We start from the raw sequence: 16,878 nt of genomic DNA, 5'->3' as shown, positions 1-16,878 counted from the left end.
GGCTTGATTACATGGGCCGCCACGATTCCCCTCCCGACAGGAAGTGGCAGCTCTCATGGATATTCCCCTCGGCCTTACTTTTGACGACGTCTTGCTGCGTCCGGCCGAGTCAGACATCCTGCCTTCCCAGGCCGACACCCGCACGCGCCTGACCAAGGCGATCGCTCTCAACATTCCCGTGCTGTCTTCGGCGATGGACACGGTGACCGAGGCCGACATGGCCATCGTCATGGCACAGCTGGGCGGGATCGGCGTGCTGCATCGCAATCTCACTATCGAGGAACAGGCAGCCGCCGTGCGGGCGGTCAAGCGTTATGAAAGCGGAATGGTCGTCAACCCGATCACCATTTCGCCCGACGCCACGCTGGGCGATGCGCAAGCGTTGATGAGCACCCACCGCATCAGCGGCATTCCCGTGGTGGAAGCGGGCGGCCGGCTGGTCGGCATCCTGACCAACCGCGACGTGCGCTTTGCCGACAATCTTTCGCAGCCGGTGCGCGAGTTGATGACGCACGATAACCTGGCGACCGTCAAGCTGGGCACCAGCGGCGAGGAAGCGCGGCGCCTGCTGCACCAGCGCCGCATCGAAAAGCTGCTGGTGGTGGATGACGCCTATCGCTGCATCGGCCTTATCACCGTGAAGGACATCGAAAAGTCGGTGACCTATCCCAATGCCACCAAGGATGCCGCCGGACGGCTGCGCGTGGCGGCGGCCACCACCGTGGGCGAAAAGGGCATGGCCCGCACAATGGCCCTGATCGAAGCGGAATGCGACGTGGTGATCATCGACACGGCCCACGGCCACAACCGCGACGTGGCCAGGGCCGTGGAAGCGGTGAAGACTCTGTCCAACGCGGTGCAGGTGATTGCCGGCAATGTCGCCACGGCCGAGGCGACCCGCGCGCTGATCGATGCCGGTGCCGATGCGATCAAGGTGGGTATCGGGCCAGGCTCGATCTGTACCACCCGCATCGTTGCCGGCGTCGGCGTGCCGCAGCTGACCGCGATCATGGAATGCGCGGCAGAGGCTGAGAAATCGGGCGTTCCGGTGATCGGCGACGGCGGCCTGCGTACCTCGGGCGATGCGGCCAAGGCGCTGGCGGCAGGCGCCAGTTCGATCATGGTCGGCTCGATGCTGGCCGGAACCGAGGAAGCGCCAGGCGAAACGTTCATCTATCAGGGCCGCGCCTACAAGGCCTATCGCGGGATGGGTTCGGTAGGGGCCATGGCGCGCGGATCGGCCGACCGCTATTTCCAGCAGGACATCAAGGATTCGATGAAACTGGTGCCCGAAGGCATCGAGGGGCAGGTGCCCTACAAAGGCCCCGCCAAGGACGTGGTCCACCAGCTTGTCGGCGGCATCAAGGCCGCCATGGGCTATACCGGCAGCAGCACGATCGAGCACTTGCGCAAGAACGCCCGGTTCGTGCGCATCACCAATGCGGGCCTCAAGGAAAGCCACGTTCACGACGTAACGATCACGCGCGAGGCGCCGAACTATCCCACGCGGTGACGCCGGCTGCGCGCGTTCAGGCCGCAATCGACATCCTTGACGGGGTGATTGCCGCCGCGCGCGGGCAGGGCGCCTCGGCCGACCGGCTGATCGCGGAGTGGTTTCGCCACCGCCGTTTCGTGGGATCGAAAGACCGCCGCGCCATTCGCGAGCTGACATGGGCAGCGATCCGCGCCTGTGGCGAGGTGCCCGAAAGCGGCCGCGCCGCCGTGTTGCGCCTGGCGCAAGACGATTCCGGCCTGGCCGCGCTGTTCGACGGATCGCCCTATGGCCCGGCGCCGGTTCGCGCGGGAGAGCCGGTAGCGACCGGCGGCGCCATGCCGGCGTGGCTGGCGCAGCGCATGAACGCTTCTGGCCTCGATGCGGCCGAGCAGGCCGCACTGCTGGGCCGCGCGCCGCTGGACCTGCGCGCCAATGCACTCAAGATCGATCGTGACGGCCTGGCCGCACGCCTGCCGGTGGCGGCCACGCCCACGGCCGCGCCCGATGGCCTGCGGTTGCCGCCCGGCACGCCGGCGGAAAGCTGGCCGGAATTTGCCGAGGGCCTGTTCGAAGTGCAGGACACCGGCAGCCAGATCGCCTGCCAGGCACTGGACGCGCAACCGGGCGAATCCGTGGTGGACCTGTGCGCCGGCGCGGGCGGCAAGACCCTGGCTCTGGCCGCTGCGATGGGCAATACCGGCCGGCTGCTGGCTTGCGACATCGACCGCGCCCGCCTTTCGCGGCTGGCCCCTCGCGCCGGGCGGGCCGGCGCGCTGGTGGAAACCCGGCTGCTCGACCCCGGCCGGGAAATGGCCATGCTGGCCGATTGGCAGGGCCTTGCCGATGCCGTGCTGGTGGATGCGCCCTGTTCGGGCACAGGCACCTGGCGGCGCAATCCCGAGGCGCGCTGGCGGCTGGATCCGGCGGCGATTGCCCGTTACGGCAAGATGCAGGCCCATGTTCTGGATGTGGCGGCCGGGCTGGTGCGGCCGGGCGGGCGCCTGGTCTTCGTCACCTGCTCGCTGATCGATGCCGAAGGTGCCGATGGGCTGGAAGCCTTTCTGGCCGCTCATCGCGGGTTCAGGGTCGATTCGCTGAACTGTCTGCCTGGCGGTCGCCCGCATCGGGGTGGCTGGCGTTTGTCTCCGTATCATGACGGCACGGACGGCTTTTTCTTCGCGCGGCTGGTGCGTCTGTGATAGACCATCTGCCATGAGGGTGGTCTATCGCCGTGGGGAACAGTCCCGGCTGAAGGAGTTCTTGATGCGCTATTCGCCGGCGGCCGTTGCGCTGTCCCTGGTTGTGGCCGTGACGGGCAGCATGGGTTCGGCGCGCACCAGCGATCCGCTCGATCCCCGCGCCCAGGCGCTGTTGTACGATGGCCGCGCGTTGCTCGCCAAGGGCGAGGTGAACGCCGCGACCGACAGTTTCGAGGCGGCGCTGGCGCTCGATCCGGCCAATGCGGCGATTCTGGTGGCCCTGGGCGATGCCTCGCGCCAGGCGGGCCTGCAAGGCAAGGCCATCCATTACTATCGCAATGTGCTGGACCGCGAACCCAACAACCTTTCGGCCATCGCCGGCGAGGGGGCGGCGCTGGCGGAAAAGGGCGCGGTGGACAAGGCGAAAGCCACGCTGGCCCGGCTGGAAAACCTGTGCGGGCGCAATTGTCCGGAAACGGCCGTCGTCAGCCGGGCTTTGATCGCCGGCCCCAAACCGCAAGTGGCGGCTGCCGAAACGGTTAAGCCCAAGCCCGAAGTCCAGGCGAACTGACGCCGGCGTCCTTCGGGTCGGCGGCGGCCTGGTCCGGTCAGATCAGAGCCCGGAATTCGTCGACCACCTGGCGATAGACGCGCCGCTTGAACGGGACGATCAGATCGGGCAGCTGGTCGGGATCGACCCATTTCCATTCGCAGAATTCGGGCGGATCGTGGGCATCGAGCACCACGTCGCTGTCCTGGCCGTTGAAACGCAGCAGCAACCAGGCCTGGCGCTGGCCCCGATAGCGCCCACCCCACAGCTTGCCCACCAGCTCGGGCGGCAGATCATAGAAATGCTCGTCGCGGCTTTGCGCCAGCACCGTAACATGCTCTGCAGCCAGACCGGTTTCCTCGAACAGCTCGCGCATGGCGGCGGGTACCAGTTCCTCGCCATCGTCGATGCCGCCCTGGGGCATCTGCCAGGCATCGCCTTCCTTGTTGTCGATGCGCTTGCCGACGAACACGCGGCCTTGCGCGTTCACGATCATGAGGCCCACGCACGGGCGATAGGGCAAAGCGACAAAAGGGTCCGCGCTCATCGCTGGAGGATCCTTGTTCGCAAGCGGAAATTTGCCGTGGGTAGGGTGTGGATGCCCACAGCGGCATTGAGCGATTCGGCCAAAGCCAGTTCTCCAGACAAAGACGCACGGGGCGCCGGCAAGGGCAGACCCTGTACCAAGGGGCAGGGCGGCGGCCATGGCCAAGTGCGCCAATACCATTCACATAGCAAGCCATGACGAGCCCAACAATTGTCTGGCTGCGCCGGGACTTGCGGTTGCAAGACCAAGCGGCATTCGCTGCGGCGGCCGCCACCGGCGGCCCGGTCATTCCGGTCTACGTGCTGGACGACGAGACGCCCCGGCACCGCCGCATGGGCAGCGCATCGCGCTGGTGGTTGCACCATAGCCTCAAAAGCCTCGATGCGCAGTTGCGGGCGATGGGATCACGCCTGATCCTGCGGCGCGGCAGATGCGATGCGGTGCTGGCGGCACTCCGCCGGGACACCGGCGCGCGCGTGGTTCATGCGCTGCATCACTACGAACCGTGGTGGCGCATGGCCGAGCGGGCCGTGGCCAAGGCGTTCGACCTGCGCTTGCACCATGGCAACTTTCTGCTTCCGCCCGGCAGCGTTACCACCGGCGGCGGACAACCCTACAAGATCTATACGCCGTTCTGGCGCGCCAGTCTGCAGCAGTTGCCACCCCCCCGCCCGCAAGAGGCCCCCGCCAGCCTGGCCCCTCCGCAATTCTGGCCGGACAGCGACCGGCTTGACGATTGGCGCCTGCTGCCGACGCAGCCCGACTGGGCTGGCGGGCTGCGCGAGACCTGGACCCCGGGGGAGGCCGGCGCCCATGCCCGGCTGGATGCATTCGTGGCGCAGGCCCCGCGCTATGAAGCACAGCGTAATCTGCCTTCGTGCGCGGGAACTTCGATGCTTTCCCCGCATCTGCATTTCGGCGAGATATCGCCAGCCGCGGTATGGCACGGAGTGGCCCATGCCGGCGGCAGTGTGAGCGTGTTCCTGGGCGAACTGGGCTGGCGCGATTATGCCCAGAACCTGATTTTGCAATGTCCCGAATATGGCGCCCGCAATGGCCGGGCGGCCTTCGACGCCCTCCCCTGGCGAGAGCAGCCGGCGGAACTGGCGGCCTGGCAGCAGGGCCGCACCGGCTATCCGATCGTCGATGCCGGGATGCGCCAGTTGTGGCATACCGGGTGGATGCACAACCGGGTGCGGATGATCGCCGCCAGTTTCCTGATCAAGCACCTGCTGATCGATTGGCGGCTGGGGGAGCAATGGTTCTGGGACACCCTGGTCGACGCGGATTACGGCGCCAATGCCACCAACTGGCAATGGGTGGCGGGCAGTGGCCTCGATGCCAACATGTTCGTACGGATCATGGCGCCGCTGTCACAATCGGCGAAGTTCGATGCCGCGGGTTACATCCGCCTATGGGTGCCGGAACTGCGCGATCTCGACGATACCGAGATACACGATCCGCAACGCCCGCCCCCGGGCTATCCGGCCAAGATCGTGGACCATGCGGCCGCGCGGGCGCGGGCATTGGCAGCCCATGCGCAGATGAAGACATTCGCCTGATCGCGGAAGCTGGGTATCAGCCGGCGTTGCGATCCGCTTCGCCGCCATAGCGGATCAGCAGGCTGTCATGCTCGCGCTGGGTCAGGAGGTTGGAAAAGGCGCAGCCCACCAGGCCGGCCTGCCACCACACCACTTGCGCCTCGCGCGGTTCGAACCCGGGCAGCGTCAGATAAATCTTGCTGCCCGGCTCCAGCCGCGCCGAAGCCAGCGCGGAGAATCCCGCAAGCGACAGATCGAGCACCAGCGTCTGCACCGCGCGGGTGCCGTTGCGGCGCAGCTTGGAAGGGATGACCAGGCGCGAGCGCGGGGCACAGCGATCGTCGCTGGCGGCTGCCTCGTAACTATCCTGCCAGTTGACCGTGGGCATATGGCGTGACCCGCTGAAACAACGCGTTACGGGCAGTGCAAACCCTGCCCTTGTGGAAGAATGAGGAAATTGGCTTACCACCAGGTTAACGCGCGGCGTGAACAGTTAAGTTTTTATGCGGGGTCAGCGAAAACCTTGCTGCAATATCAGTAGGGTTGCTCAACCCGTTCACGGTGAGGGCTCTCGAACGGCCCCGTCGCCAATGCGACGATCCGTGCCGCAACCGCTTCGGGCGGTTTCACGCTGGCCGGGTTTTCGCCCGGATAGGCCTTGGCCCGCATTTTGGTGCGCGTGGCGCCGGGATCGACAATGGCCACCCGGATGGCGGACACCGCAGCGACTTCCTGCGCATAACTGCCCAGCAGGTTGTCGAACGCCGCCTTGGTCGCACCATAGGCGCCCCAATAGGCGCGCGGCGCGGCGCCCACGCTGCTGGTCAGGCCGATCACGCGAGCATCCTGGCTGCCTTTCAGCAACGGATGAAACGCGCTGATGAGCGAATGCGTGGCCAGCACGTTGAGCGTGATCGCGCGGCTGAAATCGCGTGGTTCGATCTGCCACACTGGCGTGAGCGCCGGCAGGACGGCGGCATTGATCACCAGGATATCGAGCGCGACCCAGCGTTCGGCAATGGCCGCGGCCAGGCGTGCCACGCCGTCGGGCTCTGCCAGATCGACCGGCGCGATCGTGGCATGGCCGCCGGCCTGGAAGATCGCGTCTTCCACCTGTTCGAGTTCCGGCGCGGTGCGGGCCACCAGCACCACGTGCGCGCCCTGTGCAGCCAGGGCCTTGGCGGTGGCTGCGCCGATGCCCCGGCTGGCCCCGGTGACCAGCGCGACGCGCCCGGCCAGCGGGCCGGGCACCGGCGTCGCGGCGTCCGTCGATGCCATGTCAGGCAACCTTGGCCGGCTTGGCCTTGATGCTGACCGGCGAACACCCCGGCGTCCGATCGCCGAAATCGGTCAGCCGGGTGGGATAATCGCCGGTGAAGCAGGCATCGCAATATTGCGGGCAGGCGTTGTTGCGCTGCGTTTCGTCAACCGCGCGATAAAGGCCGTCGATCGAAACGAACGCCAGGCTATCGGCCTGGATGAATTCGGCCATAGCCGCGACGTCCATCCGGGCGGCCAGCAGCTTCGATCGCTCGGGCGTATCGACGCCATAAAAGCATGAATGCTCTGTCGGCGGGCTGGCGACGCGGAAGTGCACTTCGCGGGCACCGGCTTCACGCATCATCTGCACGATCTTGAGGCTGGTGGTGCCGCGCACGATCGAATCGTCGATCAACACGATCCGCTTGCCGGCCACCAGCGCACGGTTGGCGTTGTGCTTGCGCTTGACATCGGCATGGCGCGCGCCGTCGGACGGCTGGATGAAGGTGCGGCCGACATAGTGCGAACGAATGATGCCAAGCTCGAACGGCAGGCCCGATTGCTGGGCATAACCCAGGGCAGCGGGAACCCCGCTATCGGGCACGGGGATCACCAGATCGGCATCGGCAGGGCTTTCGATCGCCAGTTGCACGCCGATCGCCTTGCGCACTTCATAAACCGAGCGGCCGCCCAGGATCGAGTCCGGGCGGCTGAAATAGACATGCTCGAAAATGCAGGGGCGTTGCGGGGTTTCGCCGAACGGGCGGTGCGACCGGATCGAACCGTCGAGCGCGACGTGGATCAGTTCGCCCGGAGCCACTTCCCGCACCATGTCGGCCCCGACGACGTCGAGCGCCACGCTTTCGCTGGCAAAGACCACCGCATCGCCCAGCTTGCCCATGACCAGCGGGCGGATGCCCAGCGGATCGCGGCACGCGATCATGCCTTCGGGCGTCATGCAGATCAACGAGTAAGCCCCTTCGACCAGGCGCAGCGCATCGACGAAGCGATCGAGCAGCGTGGGATAGCGGCTGGTGGCGACAAGGTGGATGATCACCTCGGTATCCGACGTGGACTGGAAGATCGATCCACGTTGCACGAGGTCGCGCTTGAGGAACATCGCATTCGAGATGTTGCCGTTGTGCGCGATGGCAAAGCCACCCGAAGCCAGATCGGCGAAAAGCGGCTGGACATTGCGCAGGCCCGATCCGCCCGTGGTGGAATAGCGGACGTGGCCGGCAGCCATCATGCCCGGCAGCTCGGCGATCGCCTGGCCGCTGGAAAAGTTCTGCGCCACATGGCCGATACCGCGGCGCGAATAGAATTCCTGGCCATCGAAGCTGGTGATGCCGACTGCTTCCTGCCCGCGATGCTGCAAGGCATGGAGGCCCAGCGCGGTCATCGCCGCGGCATCGCGCGCGCCCAGCACGCCAAAGATGCCGCACTCCTCGCGCAGCTTGTCGCCGTCGCGCTCCTCGAAGGGGTTGGTGGTGATCATGTGTCCCGCAAGCGCTCGCGCCAAAGACTCGCACCGGTGCCAAGCGCGCCGGCCAAGGATTGCCGCCCATGTGGCGAGATTTGTCGGCAAAGGCAAGGGCGTGCGCGCGTGGACCTTCAGGCCTGTCTTCGTTCTGTAAAATTTATCCTGCGCCGCCATATGGTTGATGCGCAGTGTCCGACACGGAGCTCTGGTTAGAGAATTTTTACTACCGGAATAGAGCATTCGCGCGCTTCTTAGAGTGGAATTAACCATTTTGACGCTAATGTTTCAGTCATGCAGATGACCGCTTCCCCCCGGCCTCGCCGCGCGATTACCTCAGGCGCTTCGGTGCGCGCCGCCATCGTCACCGGACTTCTCTTCTTCATCAGTGCTTTCCTTGCGGTGCATTACAGCCGGCTGAGCGGGGGCGTGGCTCTGGTATGGATCGCCAACGCGATTCTTGCCGCGCGCCTTTATGTTCTGCCGGTCAGGGTGTGGCGCACCACGGTTTTCGCCGCGGCCCTGGCCAGCCTGCTCGTCACCGGATCGTTCGGGTTGGGGTGGCGGGCGGCGCCGTTCATCATGGCGGTCAACATGTTCGAAGGCGTGGCCGCGGCAACGATCCTGCGGCGGATCAACCAGACGCTCTGGCCCGAGGACATCGTCGGATGGATGATCGGCTATAGCTTGGGCATCGGCCTTGCCGTGCCGACGGTCGGCGCGGTCCTTGCCGCCATGGTCGGCATGCTGTCGCAGGGGCAGCCGCTCAATGCCAATTTCGGCGACTGGCTGCTGGGCCATTCGCTGGGGCTGCTGATTTTCCTGCCGGGCGCCAGCCTGTTGTGCCAGGCGATCGAGACCCGCGAACGCTTGCTGCCAGCGGGCACCGTCCTGCGGGCCGCGCTGCTGGCGAGCACGATGGCCCTGCTGACCGTTCTGGTATTTTCGCAGAATGCGCGCCCGCTCCTGCTGTTTCCGCTGCTGCTGGTGCTGTTCGGCGCGATCTGGGCCAATGCCTTCGTCGCGCTTACCTTGCCGATGATCCTGGCCACGGTGGGCGGCTGGCTGACGCTGCAGGGGCATGGTCCCATCGCCACCATGACGGTCGCGGCCACCGATCTGCACGTGCTGGCCGGGCGTCTGCAATTCTTTCAGGTCTATCTGGGCGTCACCGTGCTGTGCGCCCTGCCGATCGTGGCCGAGCAGGAACGCCGCCGCCGCCGGATGCAGGATCTGACGCACAGCGAGGCGCGCTATCGCCTGCTGTCAGACCATGCCAGCGACGTGATCATCCACATGGGATGCAGTGGCACGATCCGCTATGCCTCGCCGGCTATCGCGAATCTCACCGGCCATGTGCCCGAACAGCTTGTCGGCGTGGATTTTCGCGAAATCGCATCGGAAAGCCATCGTGCTGCCGTGGCCGCCGCATGGGACGCGGCCGTGGCCGCCCCCGGCGAACCGGTGGGCGTGGAATATCTCTGCCTGCCGCTGACCGGGCAGAGCCGCTGGTTCGAAACCCATTTCCGCGCCGTCACCAACGAAAAGGGCGAGGTGGACGGGTTGGTCTGCGTGACGCGCGACATCGCGCAGCGCAAGCGGATCGAAGAGGATCTGGCCCGCGCCGCGCTGACCGATCCGCTGACCGGCATTCCGAACCGCCGCGCGTTCTTCGAAATGGCGGAGCAGATGGGGACGGGCGATCTGCCATGCTCTCTCGCCGTGATCGATATCGATCATTTCAAGCAGGTCAACGATCGCTATGGCCACCCGGTGGGGGACGAGGTCCTGCGGGCCTTTGCCGAAGCGGCGCTGGCCGCCTTGCGTTCGACAGACGTGGTTGCCCGCATCGGCGGGGAAGAATTTGCCGTGCTGCTGCCCGATACCGGGCTGGCCGATGCCGAAAAGGTGTGCCGCCGCCTGGCCCGGGCGGTCAGCGCCATGGCGGTTGAAACGCCGAAGGGGGCAGTGAAGATAACGGTCAGCGCGGGCATTGCCCGCCTCGACGCACAGCCCGATGCGGCGCTGGCGGCGGCCGATGCCGCGCTTTACCAAGCCAAGGCCGAAGGCCGCGCCCGCCTGCGCGTGGCCGCCTAACCGCCCCGGAACGGAAGGCATCGGCGCCGGCAGGGCGATGGGGCACGGCGCCTTGCCGTAGGGCGCGCGCCGCCCTAAAGCGTGCGCCCGACAGTCCGTTCCGCTCCAGCGCGAAAGTGCCGCCTTTGATCCTCACGCCATTCGAATGGACCATTGCCAAGCGCTACATGCTGCCTGGGCGCGGCGAAGCGTTCATTGCCATGGTCGCCGGTATCAGCCTGGTGGCCGTGACGCTGGGCGTGGCTGCGCTTGTCATCGTCATGAGCGTGATGAACGGGTTTCGCGCGGAACTGCTCGACAAGATCGTGGGGCTTAACGGCCATGCGGTAATCCAGGCCTATGGCGGGCGGCTCGACGATTGGCAGGCCATCCTTACGAAACTCGAAAAGACGCCCGGCGTCACGCGCGCATCGCCGTTGATCGAACAACCGCTGCTGGCCAGCTTCAACGGCCGGGTGGAAGCGATCGTGGTGCGCGGCAATACGGCCAGGGACATCGCGCGCCTGTCCGACAAGCGCAAGGCCGGCAGCCTTGCCGCGCTGCAACCGGGCAGCAACAACGTGGCGATCGGATCGCGCCTGGCGGAAAGCCTGGGCGCCCAGGTGGGCGATACGATCACGATCATCAATCCCGCCGGGCGCTCCACGCCGTTCGGCACGGTGCCGCGCCAGGTGGGCTATCAGGTTGCCGCGATTTTCGAAATCGGCGTGTATGACTATGACAATGCCTTCGTCGTCATGCCCATTCCCGATGCGCAGACGCTGCTGCTGGCGGGCGATTCCATCGGCATGATCGAGGTGACCACCACCGATCCCGACACGGTGACGACCACGCTGGGTCCGCTCAAGCAGCAACTGGCCGGCCGTGCCCAGGTGACCGACTGGAAAAGCATCAACGCCAGCCTGTTCGAGGCTCTGGCCGTAGAGCGGGTGGCCATGTTCGTGGTGCTTTCGATCATCGTGCTGGTGGCGGTGTTCAACATCCTGTCCTCGTTGATCATGCTGGTGCGCGCCAAGACGCGCGACATTGCCATCCTGCGCACCATGGGCGCCTCGCGTCGCAGCCTTCTGACAATCTTCATGGCCATCGGTTTCGTGATCGGCGCGCTGGGCACGGCTGTCGGCCTCGCGCTGGGGTTCGTGTTTCTCTATTTCCGTCAGTCGATGGTACACCTGGTGGAAATGCTGACCGGGCAGAACCTGTGGGATCCTTCGATCCGTTTCCTGACCGAATTGCCCAGCCGCAGCGATCCGGTGGAGATCGTCGCGATCGCGCTCATGGCCCTGATCCTCAGCTTTCTTGCCACGCTCTATCCCGCCTTTAAGGCGGCGAGCACCGATCCCGTGCAGGTGTTGCGCTATGAATGATGCGGTCGTCAGCCTGCGCGACCTGCGCCGCAGCTTCGAACAGGGCGGAGTGCGCATCGACGTGTTGCGCGGCGTGAACCTCGACATTCGTCCGGGCGAGATCGTGGCCCTGCTGGGTCCGTCGGGATCGGGCAAATCCACCATGCTCCAGGCTGTGGGCCTGCTCGAAGGCGGTTTTCAGGGCACGATCGAGATCGCCGGCACGGATGCCGCGCGGCTCGATGGCGATGCCCGTACCGTGCTGCGCCGCGATCACCTGGGCTTTGTCTATCAATTTCATCATCTGCTGCCCGATTTCAACGCCATCGAGAACGTGATCCTGCCGCAGCTTGTCTCGGGCGTGGCCGAACCGGCGGCGCGCGCGCGGGCGACCGAACTGCTCACGGCGCTGGGGCTGGCACATCGTCTCGATCATCGGCCCAGCCAGCTTTCCGGCGGGGAGCAGCAGCGCGTGGCCGTGGCGCGCGCGCTGGCCAATCGGCCGGCGCTGGTGCTGGCCGACGAACCCACCGGCAATCTGGACGAGAGCACCGCCAACCGCGTGCTGGACGAATTCCTGAAGCTGGTGCGGGGCGAAGGGAGCGCGGCGCTGGTGGCCACCCACAACGAGCGGCTGGCCTTTCGCATGGACCGGGTCCTCCGCCTGCACGAGGGCATTCTGCAATAATCGCAGGTTAAGATCGGACGTGCTTCCTATAGGAACCCCGCAAGCAAGACGCCGGCGGAGGCCCATAAGAAAAGAGGATGTCCGATGAACACCACGATTCGCGCTGAATCCCGCGGCAAGACTCGCAGTTTCTGGAACGATCATGCCACGATCGTCCCGCGCAGCGCCGCGGGCAGCTTGCTCCATGGCTTTGCCGTGCTGCATTCAGGGTCTTTTGCCGAGATGGTGCGGCTGATGAGCCAAATGCCCGAGGCCGACCGCGCCGAACTGATCATCGAAAAGTCGGGCGATCGCCACTATGGTCCTTCCGAAGCGCTGCAGATGTTGCAGCGGCCCGATTTCCCGCGGTAAGATCAGCGTGCCGGACGCTGCGTCGATTTCCGGCAGCGGTCCATGGCATCGTGCCATGGACACGGAAGCCCATGGAAAGCGATGCGATGACCCGGACCGGAACCAGCCCGAAGACGATCGCCGATTTCGATGCCCGCTTGCCCGATGGTAAGCGGATCAGCCTGGCCGATCGGTTGGGCAAGGTTGTACTGGTGGTGAACACCGCATCGAGATGCGGGTTCACCCCGCAATACGAAGGGCTGGAAGCGCTGTGGCGCCGGCACGGCGGGGCGGGATTCGAAATCCTAGCCTTTCCCTGCAACCAGTTCGGCGGGCAGGAGCCGGGCAATGCGGACGAGATCGAAAGCTTCTGCAAAGTGAATTTCGGCCTGAGCTTTCCATTGATGGCCAAGATCGACGTGAACGGCAGGGATGCCGAGCCGCTGTTCGCATGGCTCAAGGCAGAGGCGCCCGGCGTGCTGGGCACCACGGCGATCAAGTGGAATTTCACCAAGTTCCTGATCGACCGCCAGGGCCGCGTCGTTCGCCGCTATGCCCCGACGGACAAGCCCGAGGCGATCGAGGCGGATATCGTCGCCTTGCTGTGAGGGAGCATGCCGGCGCGAACCTGTTGATGAGCGCGCCAGGCCACTAAAAAAGCGGTCCGGGCCATGCTATCTGCCCACCATGGCCTTCGCATCTTTCGTTCCGTTGCGCGTCTTTTCATCCTATACGATGCTGGACGGGGCAATCGATCCCAAGGCGATTGCCAAGACGGCGGAAAAACGCGGCTTTCCGGCCATCGCGATTACCGACCGCAACGGTCTTTACGGCAGTGCCGCCTTTGCCAAGGCCTGTATGGACGCGGGTGTGCAGCCGGTGATCGGCACGATGCTCGCCGTGGCAAGGCCCGAACGCGATGGTGCGTCCGGCTTCGGCCCCGGCTCCGGCTTCGGCTTCGGTTCTCAGGCGCCCACGATCGACTGGCTGGCGCTCTATGCCCAGGACGCGCGCGGTTACGACAACATCTGCCACCTCGTCAGCCGCGCGCATCTCGATCGGCCGCTGGAGCATCCGCCGCATGTGCTGCTCTCGGATCTGGAAGGGCATACCGAAAGCCTGCTGTGCCTGACGGCGGCCGGGGAAGGGGCGCTGGTGCGCCTGCTGGCGGGCGATCAGCACAGCGCGGCGGAACGCTATCTCGATCGGCTCGAGACGCTGTTTCCCGGTTCGCTTTATCTCGAAGTGGCGCGCCGCAACGACGCGGGCGAGGAAGCGGCCGAAGACGCGCTGATCGCCCTTGCTTATGCCCGCGATCTGCCACTCGTGGCCACCAACCCGGCCTGCTTTGCCGAGGCTTCGTTCCATGATGCGCACGATGCCATGCTGTGCATCGCCAGCGCCACGCATGTCGACAGCGCCGACCGGCCGCGATCCTCTGCCCATTGGTGGATCAAGCCGGCCGAGGCGATGCAGGACCTGTTCGCCGATCTGCCCGAAGCGCTGGCCAATACGCTGGTCGTGGCGCAGCGCACCGCCTGCGTGCCACCCAGGCGCAAGCCGATCCTGCCGAGCCTCGCCGGCGACAAGGAAGGGGAAGCGCAGGCCTGTGCCCGGGACAGCCGCACCGGCCTTGTCGCCCGGCTCAAGCCCTATTACCCGGACGCCTGCCATGGCGAACTGGCGCAGGTGCTGTGCCTGGGCCCGGACGTGGAGCCGGATGCCGCGGCCTATCCCGAACTGGCGGCGGCGGGCGCATGGGACGAAGTGCTCGATTACCGCAAGCGGCTCGAATTCGAAATCGCGATCATCAACCGCATGGGTTTCGGCGGCTATTTCCTGATCGTCGCCGATTTCATCAAATGGGCCAAGGACAATGACATTCCGGTCGGCCCGGGCCGCGGCTCGGGCGCCGGTTCGCTGGTGGCCTGGGCGCTGACCATCACCGATCTCGATCCGATCAAATTGGGCCTGCTGTTCGAACGTTTCCTCAATCCCGAACGCGTGTCGATGCCCGATTTCGATATCGATTTCTGCGAAACGCGGCGTGGCGAAGTGATCCGCTATGTCCAGGCGAAATATGGCACCGATCACGTGGCGCAGATCATCACTTTCGGCAAATTGAAAGCACGCGCCGTGCTGCGCGATACCGGCCGCATCCTGCAGATGAGCTATGGCCAGACGGACCGGCTGTGCAAGATGGTGCCCAACCATCCCACCGACCCCTGGACACTGGAGCGCGCGCTGAACGGCGTGGCAGAACTCAAACGTGAATATGACCGCGATCCCGAGGTCAAGCGGCTCATCGACCTGGCACGCCAGCTCGAGGGGCTGCCGCGCAACAGCTCCACCCACGCGGCGGGCGTAGTCATTGGCGACCGGCCGCTGGCGCAGCTCGTGCCGCTTTATCGCGATCCCCGGTCAGACATGCCGGTGACGCAGTTCGACATGAAGTATGTCGAGGATGCGGGCCTGGTGAAATTCGACTTCCTGGGGCTCAAAACGCTGTCGGTGCTCCGCAAGGCGGTCGATCTTCTGGGCAGACGCGGGATCGCGATCGATCTTTCGCGGCTCGCCCTCGATGACGGCGATGTCTATCGCCTGCTGCAGACGGGCGACACGGTGGGCGTGTTCCAGCTGGAATCGGAAGGGATGCGGCGCACGCTGGCGGCGGTGAAGCCCACCAATTTCGGTGACATCATCGCACTCGTCTCGCTTTATCGCCCTGGCCCCATGGACAATATCCCCCTGTTCGGGCGGCGCAAGAACGGGCTGGAAAAGATCGAGTTTCCGCACGAGAAGCTTTCCGGCATCCTGGCCGAAACCTATGGCATTTTCGTCTATCAGGAGCAGGTCATGCAGGCCGCGCAGATCCTGGCCGGCTATTCGCTGGGCGACGCGGACCTGCTGCGCCGGGCAATGGGCAAGAAGATCCAGGCCGAAATGGACCAGCAGCGCGCCCGTTTCGTGGCCGGCTGCGCGGAAAATTCGCAGATCGGGTCCGACAAGGCCAACGAACTTTTCGACCTTATCGACAAGTTCGCCGGCTATGGCTTCAACAAGAGCCACGCTGCTGCCTATGCCCTGCTGGCCTATCAGACCGCCTGGTTCAAAGCGCACTACCCCCACGAATTCTATGCCGCGTCGATGTGCTTCGACATGCATCAATCGGAAAAGCTAAACGTGTTCGTCGACGACATGCGGCGCAACGGGGTGGCACTGGCCGGGCCGGACATCAACCGGTCGGAAGCCGAGTTCACGGTGGAACGCACCGAAGAAGGGCACGCCGTGCGTTACGCCCTGGCGGGCCTGCGCAACGTGGGCGAAAAGGCGATGGAGGCGATCGTGGCCGAGCGGGAAGCCAACGGGCCTTTCGCGTCGCTCGACGATCTCTTCCGCCGCATTCCCGCCGGATCGATGAACCGCCGGCAGCTGGAAGCGCTGGCAGCGGCGGGCGCGCTCGACAGACTGGAGCCTAACCGCGCCAGGATCATCGCCAATGCCGAGCTGCTGATGGCGGTGGCGGAAGAAGCGGCACGCAGCCGCACGTCGGGGCAGGGCGGGCTGTTCGGCGGCGACGGGCACGACCAGCCCGCCACCCGCCTCGCTGAAACCGCGCCGTGGAGCCGCGCCGACCAGATGGCGGCCGAACGCGAGAATTTCGGCTTTTATTTCGCGGCCCATCCGGTGGAGGAGTACCGCACGGTGGCGACCGCCAACGGCGCGCGCACCTATGGCAGCCTGATGGCCGGATCGGGCGATGGCGGCCCGGGCGGGGCGGCGGCGGCACGTTCGGGCGCGGTGATGGCGGCGCTGGTGGAAAACGTCCAGAAGCGCAAGACCAAGCGCGGCAAGGACTTCATCATGGCCGATTTTTCCGACAGCAGCGGGCAATTTTCGGCATCGTGCTTTGAAGAAGGGCTGGTCGACGATTTCGTCACCTGGGCGCGGGAAGGCACATGCGTGCTGCTCCACGTCGAACTGGACCGCCCCAATGCCGACGAGCCGCCCCGGGTGACCGTGCGCGGCGCGCGGCCGCTGTCGAGCGTGACCAGCGCGGCGCGCATGCACCTGACGCTGGATGTCACCCGGGAAGAGGCGATCCGCGAACTGGCCTTGCTCTTGCCGCGTGCCGCCGATGCCAAGGGCGAAGTGATCGCGCGCCTGCGCACGGCATCGGGCGTGGCGCCGCGCCTGTGCCTGGGTCGCAATTTCAGGCTCGACAGCGACCTGGTCGAACGGCTCATGCCGATCGAGGGCGTGGCCAACCTGGCGCTGACGGCCAAGGCCGATCTGCGGCTGGTGAAATAGCGACGGGCGCGCACAAGCCGCATGGAAAGGGCAA

14 protein-coding genes are annotated in these 16,878 nt (G+C 65.7%); 10 read left to right on the top strand and 4 right to left on the bottom strand.

Annotation, left to right across the window (positions count from 1 at the left end; translation table 11 throughout):
• Window positions 1–55 precede the first annotated feature (55 nt).
• From guaB to AC3EDY_RS01500, 3 genes are all read left to right on the top strand, one after another.
• Window positions 56–1,513 carry an IMP dehydrogenase gene (guaB, locus tag AC3EDY_RS01510; protein ID WP_488570672.1) on the top strand — a complete coding sequence of 486 codons (1,458 nt, stop codon included), beginning with the start codon at window positions 56–58 and terminating at the stop codon, window positions 1,511–1,513.
• Entirely contained in the window at window positions 1,510–2,694 is a 1,185-nt protein-coding gene (locus tag AC3EDY_RS01505) for an RsmB/NOP family class I SAM-dependent RNA methyltransferase (RefSeq protein ID WP_488570671.1), read from the top strand. The genes guaB and AC3EDY_RS01505 overlap by 4 nt, the downstream gene beginning before the upstream one ends.
• A gap of 64 nt (window positions 2,695–2,758) precedes the next feature.
• The gene (locus AC3EDY_RS01500) at window positions 2,759–3,265 is read left to right on the top strand and encodes a tetratricopeptide repeat protein (RefSeq protein ID WP_488570670.1); all 507 of its coding nucleotides are present in this window, start codon (window positions 2,759–2,761) and stop codon (window positions 3,263–3,265) included.
• Between the two features lie 37 nt (window positions 3,266–3,302).
• Here AC3EDY_RS01500 and AC3EDY_RS01495 read toward each other — a convergent pair whose 3' ends face one another.
• Window positions 3,303–3,791, bottom strand: a complete 489-nt coding sequence (locus AC3EDY_RS01495) for an RNA pyrophosphohydrolase (protein WP_488570669.1) — start codon at window positions 3,789–3,791, stop codon at window positions 3,303–3,305.
• A 194-nt stretch (window positions 3,792–3,985) separates the two neighbouring features.
• Between AC3EDY_RS01495 and AC3EDY_RS01490 the strand changes: the two genes are divergently transcribed.
• The gene (locus tag AC3EDY_RS01490) at window positions 3,986–5,353 is read left to right on the top strand and encodes a cryptochrome/photolyase family protein (protein WP_488570668.1); all 1,368 of its coding nucleotides are present in this window, start codon (window positions 3,986–3,988) and stop codon (window positions 5,351–5,353) included.
• Window positions 5,354–5,369: 16 nt separating this feature from the next.
• Here AC3EDY_RS01490 and AC3EDY_RS01485 read toward each other — a convergent pair whose 3' ends face one another.
• The 3 genes from AC3EDY_RS01485 to purF all read right to left on the bottom strand — a co-directional run bounded on the left by AC3EDY_RS01485 (window position 5,370) and on the right by purF (window position 8,090).
• Window positions 5,370–5,720 (bottom strand): PilZ domain-containing protein, encoded by a 351-nt coding sequence (locus AC3EDY_RS01485; protein ID WP_488570667.1) that lies wholly within the window; start codon window positions 5,718–5,720, stop codon window positions 5,370–5,372.
• Between the two features lie 146 nt (window positions 5,721–5,866).
• Window positions 5,867–6,610, bottom strand: coding sequence for an SDR family NAD(P)-dependent oxidoreductase (locus tag AC3EDY_RS01480; protein ID WP_488570666.1), 744 nt, complete (start codon window positions 6,608–6,610; stop codon window positions 5,867–5,869).
• Window position 6,611: 1 nt separating this feature from the next.
• Window positions 6,612–8,090: an amidophosphoribosyltransferase gene (gene purF / locus AC3EDY_RS01475; protein WP_488570665.1), complete on the bottom strand. Its 1,479-nt coding sequence runs from the start codon at window positions 8,088–8,090 to the stop codon at window positions 6,612–6,614.
• A 282-nt stretch (window positions 8,091–8,372) separates the two neighbouring features.
• Here purF and AC3EDY_RS01470 point away from each other — a divergent pair, with 282 nt between their 5' ends.
• The 6 genes from AC3EDY_RS01470 to dnaE all read left to right on the top strand — a co-directional run bounded on the left by AC3EDY_RS01470 (window position 8,373) and on the right by dnaE (window position 16,844).
• Window positions 8,373–10,169 (top strand): sensor domain-containing diguanylate cyclase, encoded by a 1,797-nt coding sequence (locus AC3EDY_RS01470; protein WP_488570664.1) that lies wholly within the window; start codon window positions 8,373–8,375, stop codon window positions 10,167–10,169.
• Between the two features lie 125 nt (window positions 10,170–10,294).
• Window positions 10,295–11,536 carry a lipoprotein-releasing ABC transporter permease subunit gene (locus AC3EDY_RS01465; RefSeq protein WP_488570663.1) on the top strand — a complete coding sequence of 414 codons (1,242 nt, stop codon included), beginning with the start codon at window positions 10,295–10,297 and terminating at the stop codon, window positions 11,534–11,536.
• On the top strand, window positions 11,529–12,203 hold the full coding sequence (locus tag AC3EDY_RS01460; RefSeq protein WP_488570662.1) for an ABC transporter ATP-binding protein: 675 nt from the start codon (window positions 11,529–11,531) through the stop codon (window positions 12,201–12,203). Before AC3EDY_RS01465 ends, AC3EDY_RS01460 begins: the two co-directional genes overlap by 8 nt.
• An 84-nt stretch (window positions 12,204–12,287) precedes the next feature.
• Window positions 12,288–12,554 carry a hypothetical protein gene (locus AC3EDY_RS01455; RefSeq protein WP_488570661.1) on the top strand — a complete coding sequence of 89 codons (267 nt, stop codon included), beginning with the start codon at window positions 12,288–12,290 and terminating at the stop codon, window positions 12,552–12,554.
• 86 nt (window positions 12,555–12,640) lie between these two features.
• On the top strand, window positions 12,641–13,141 hold the full coding sequence (locus AC3EDY_RS01450; RefSeq protein ID WP_488570660.1) for a glutathione peroxidase: 501 nt from the start codon (window positions 12,641–12,643) through the stop codon (window positions 13,139–13,141).
• Between the two features lie 79 nt (window positions 13,142–13,220).
• On the top strand, window positions 13,221–16,844 hold the full coding sequence (dnaE, locus tag AC3EDY_RS01445) for a DNA polymerase III subunit alpha (protein ID WP_488570659.1): 3,624 nt from the start codon (window positions 13,221–13,223) through the stop codon (window positions 16,842–16,844).
• Window positions 16,845–16,878 lie beyond the last annotated feature (34 nt).

It is taken from the genome of Novosphingobium sp. DS6-6 (assembly GCF_057784975.1).
This window is presented reverse-complemented; position numbering and strand designations above follow the sequence as displayed.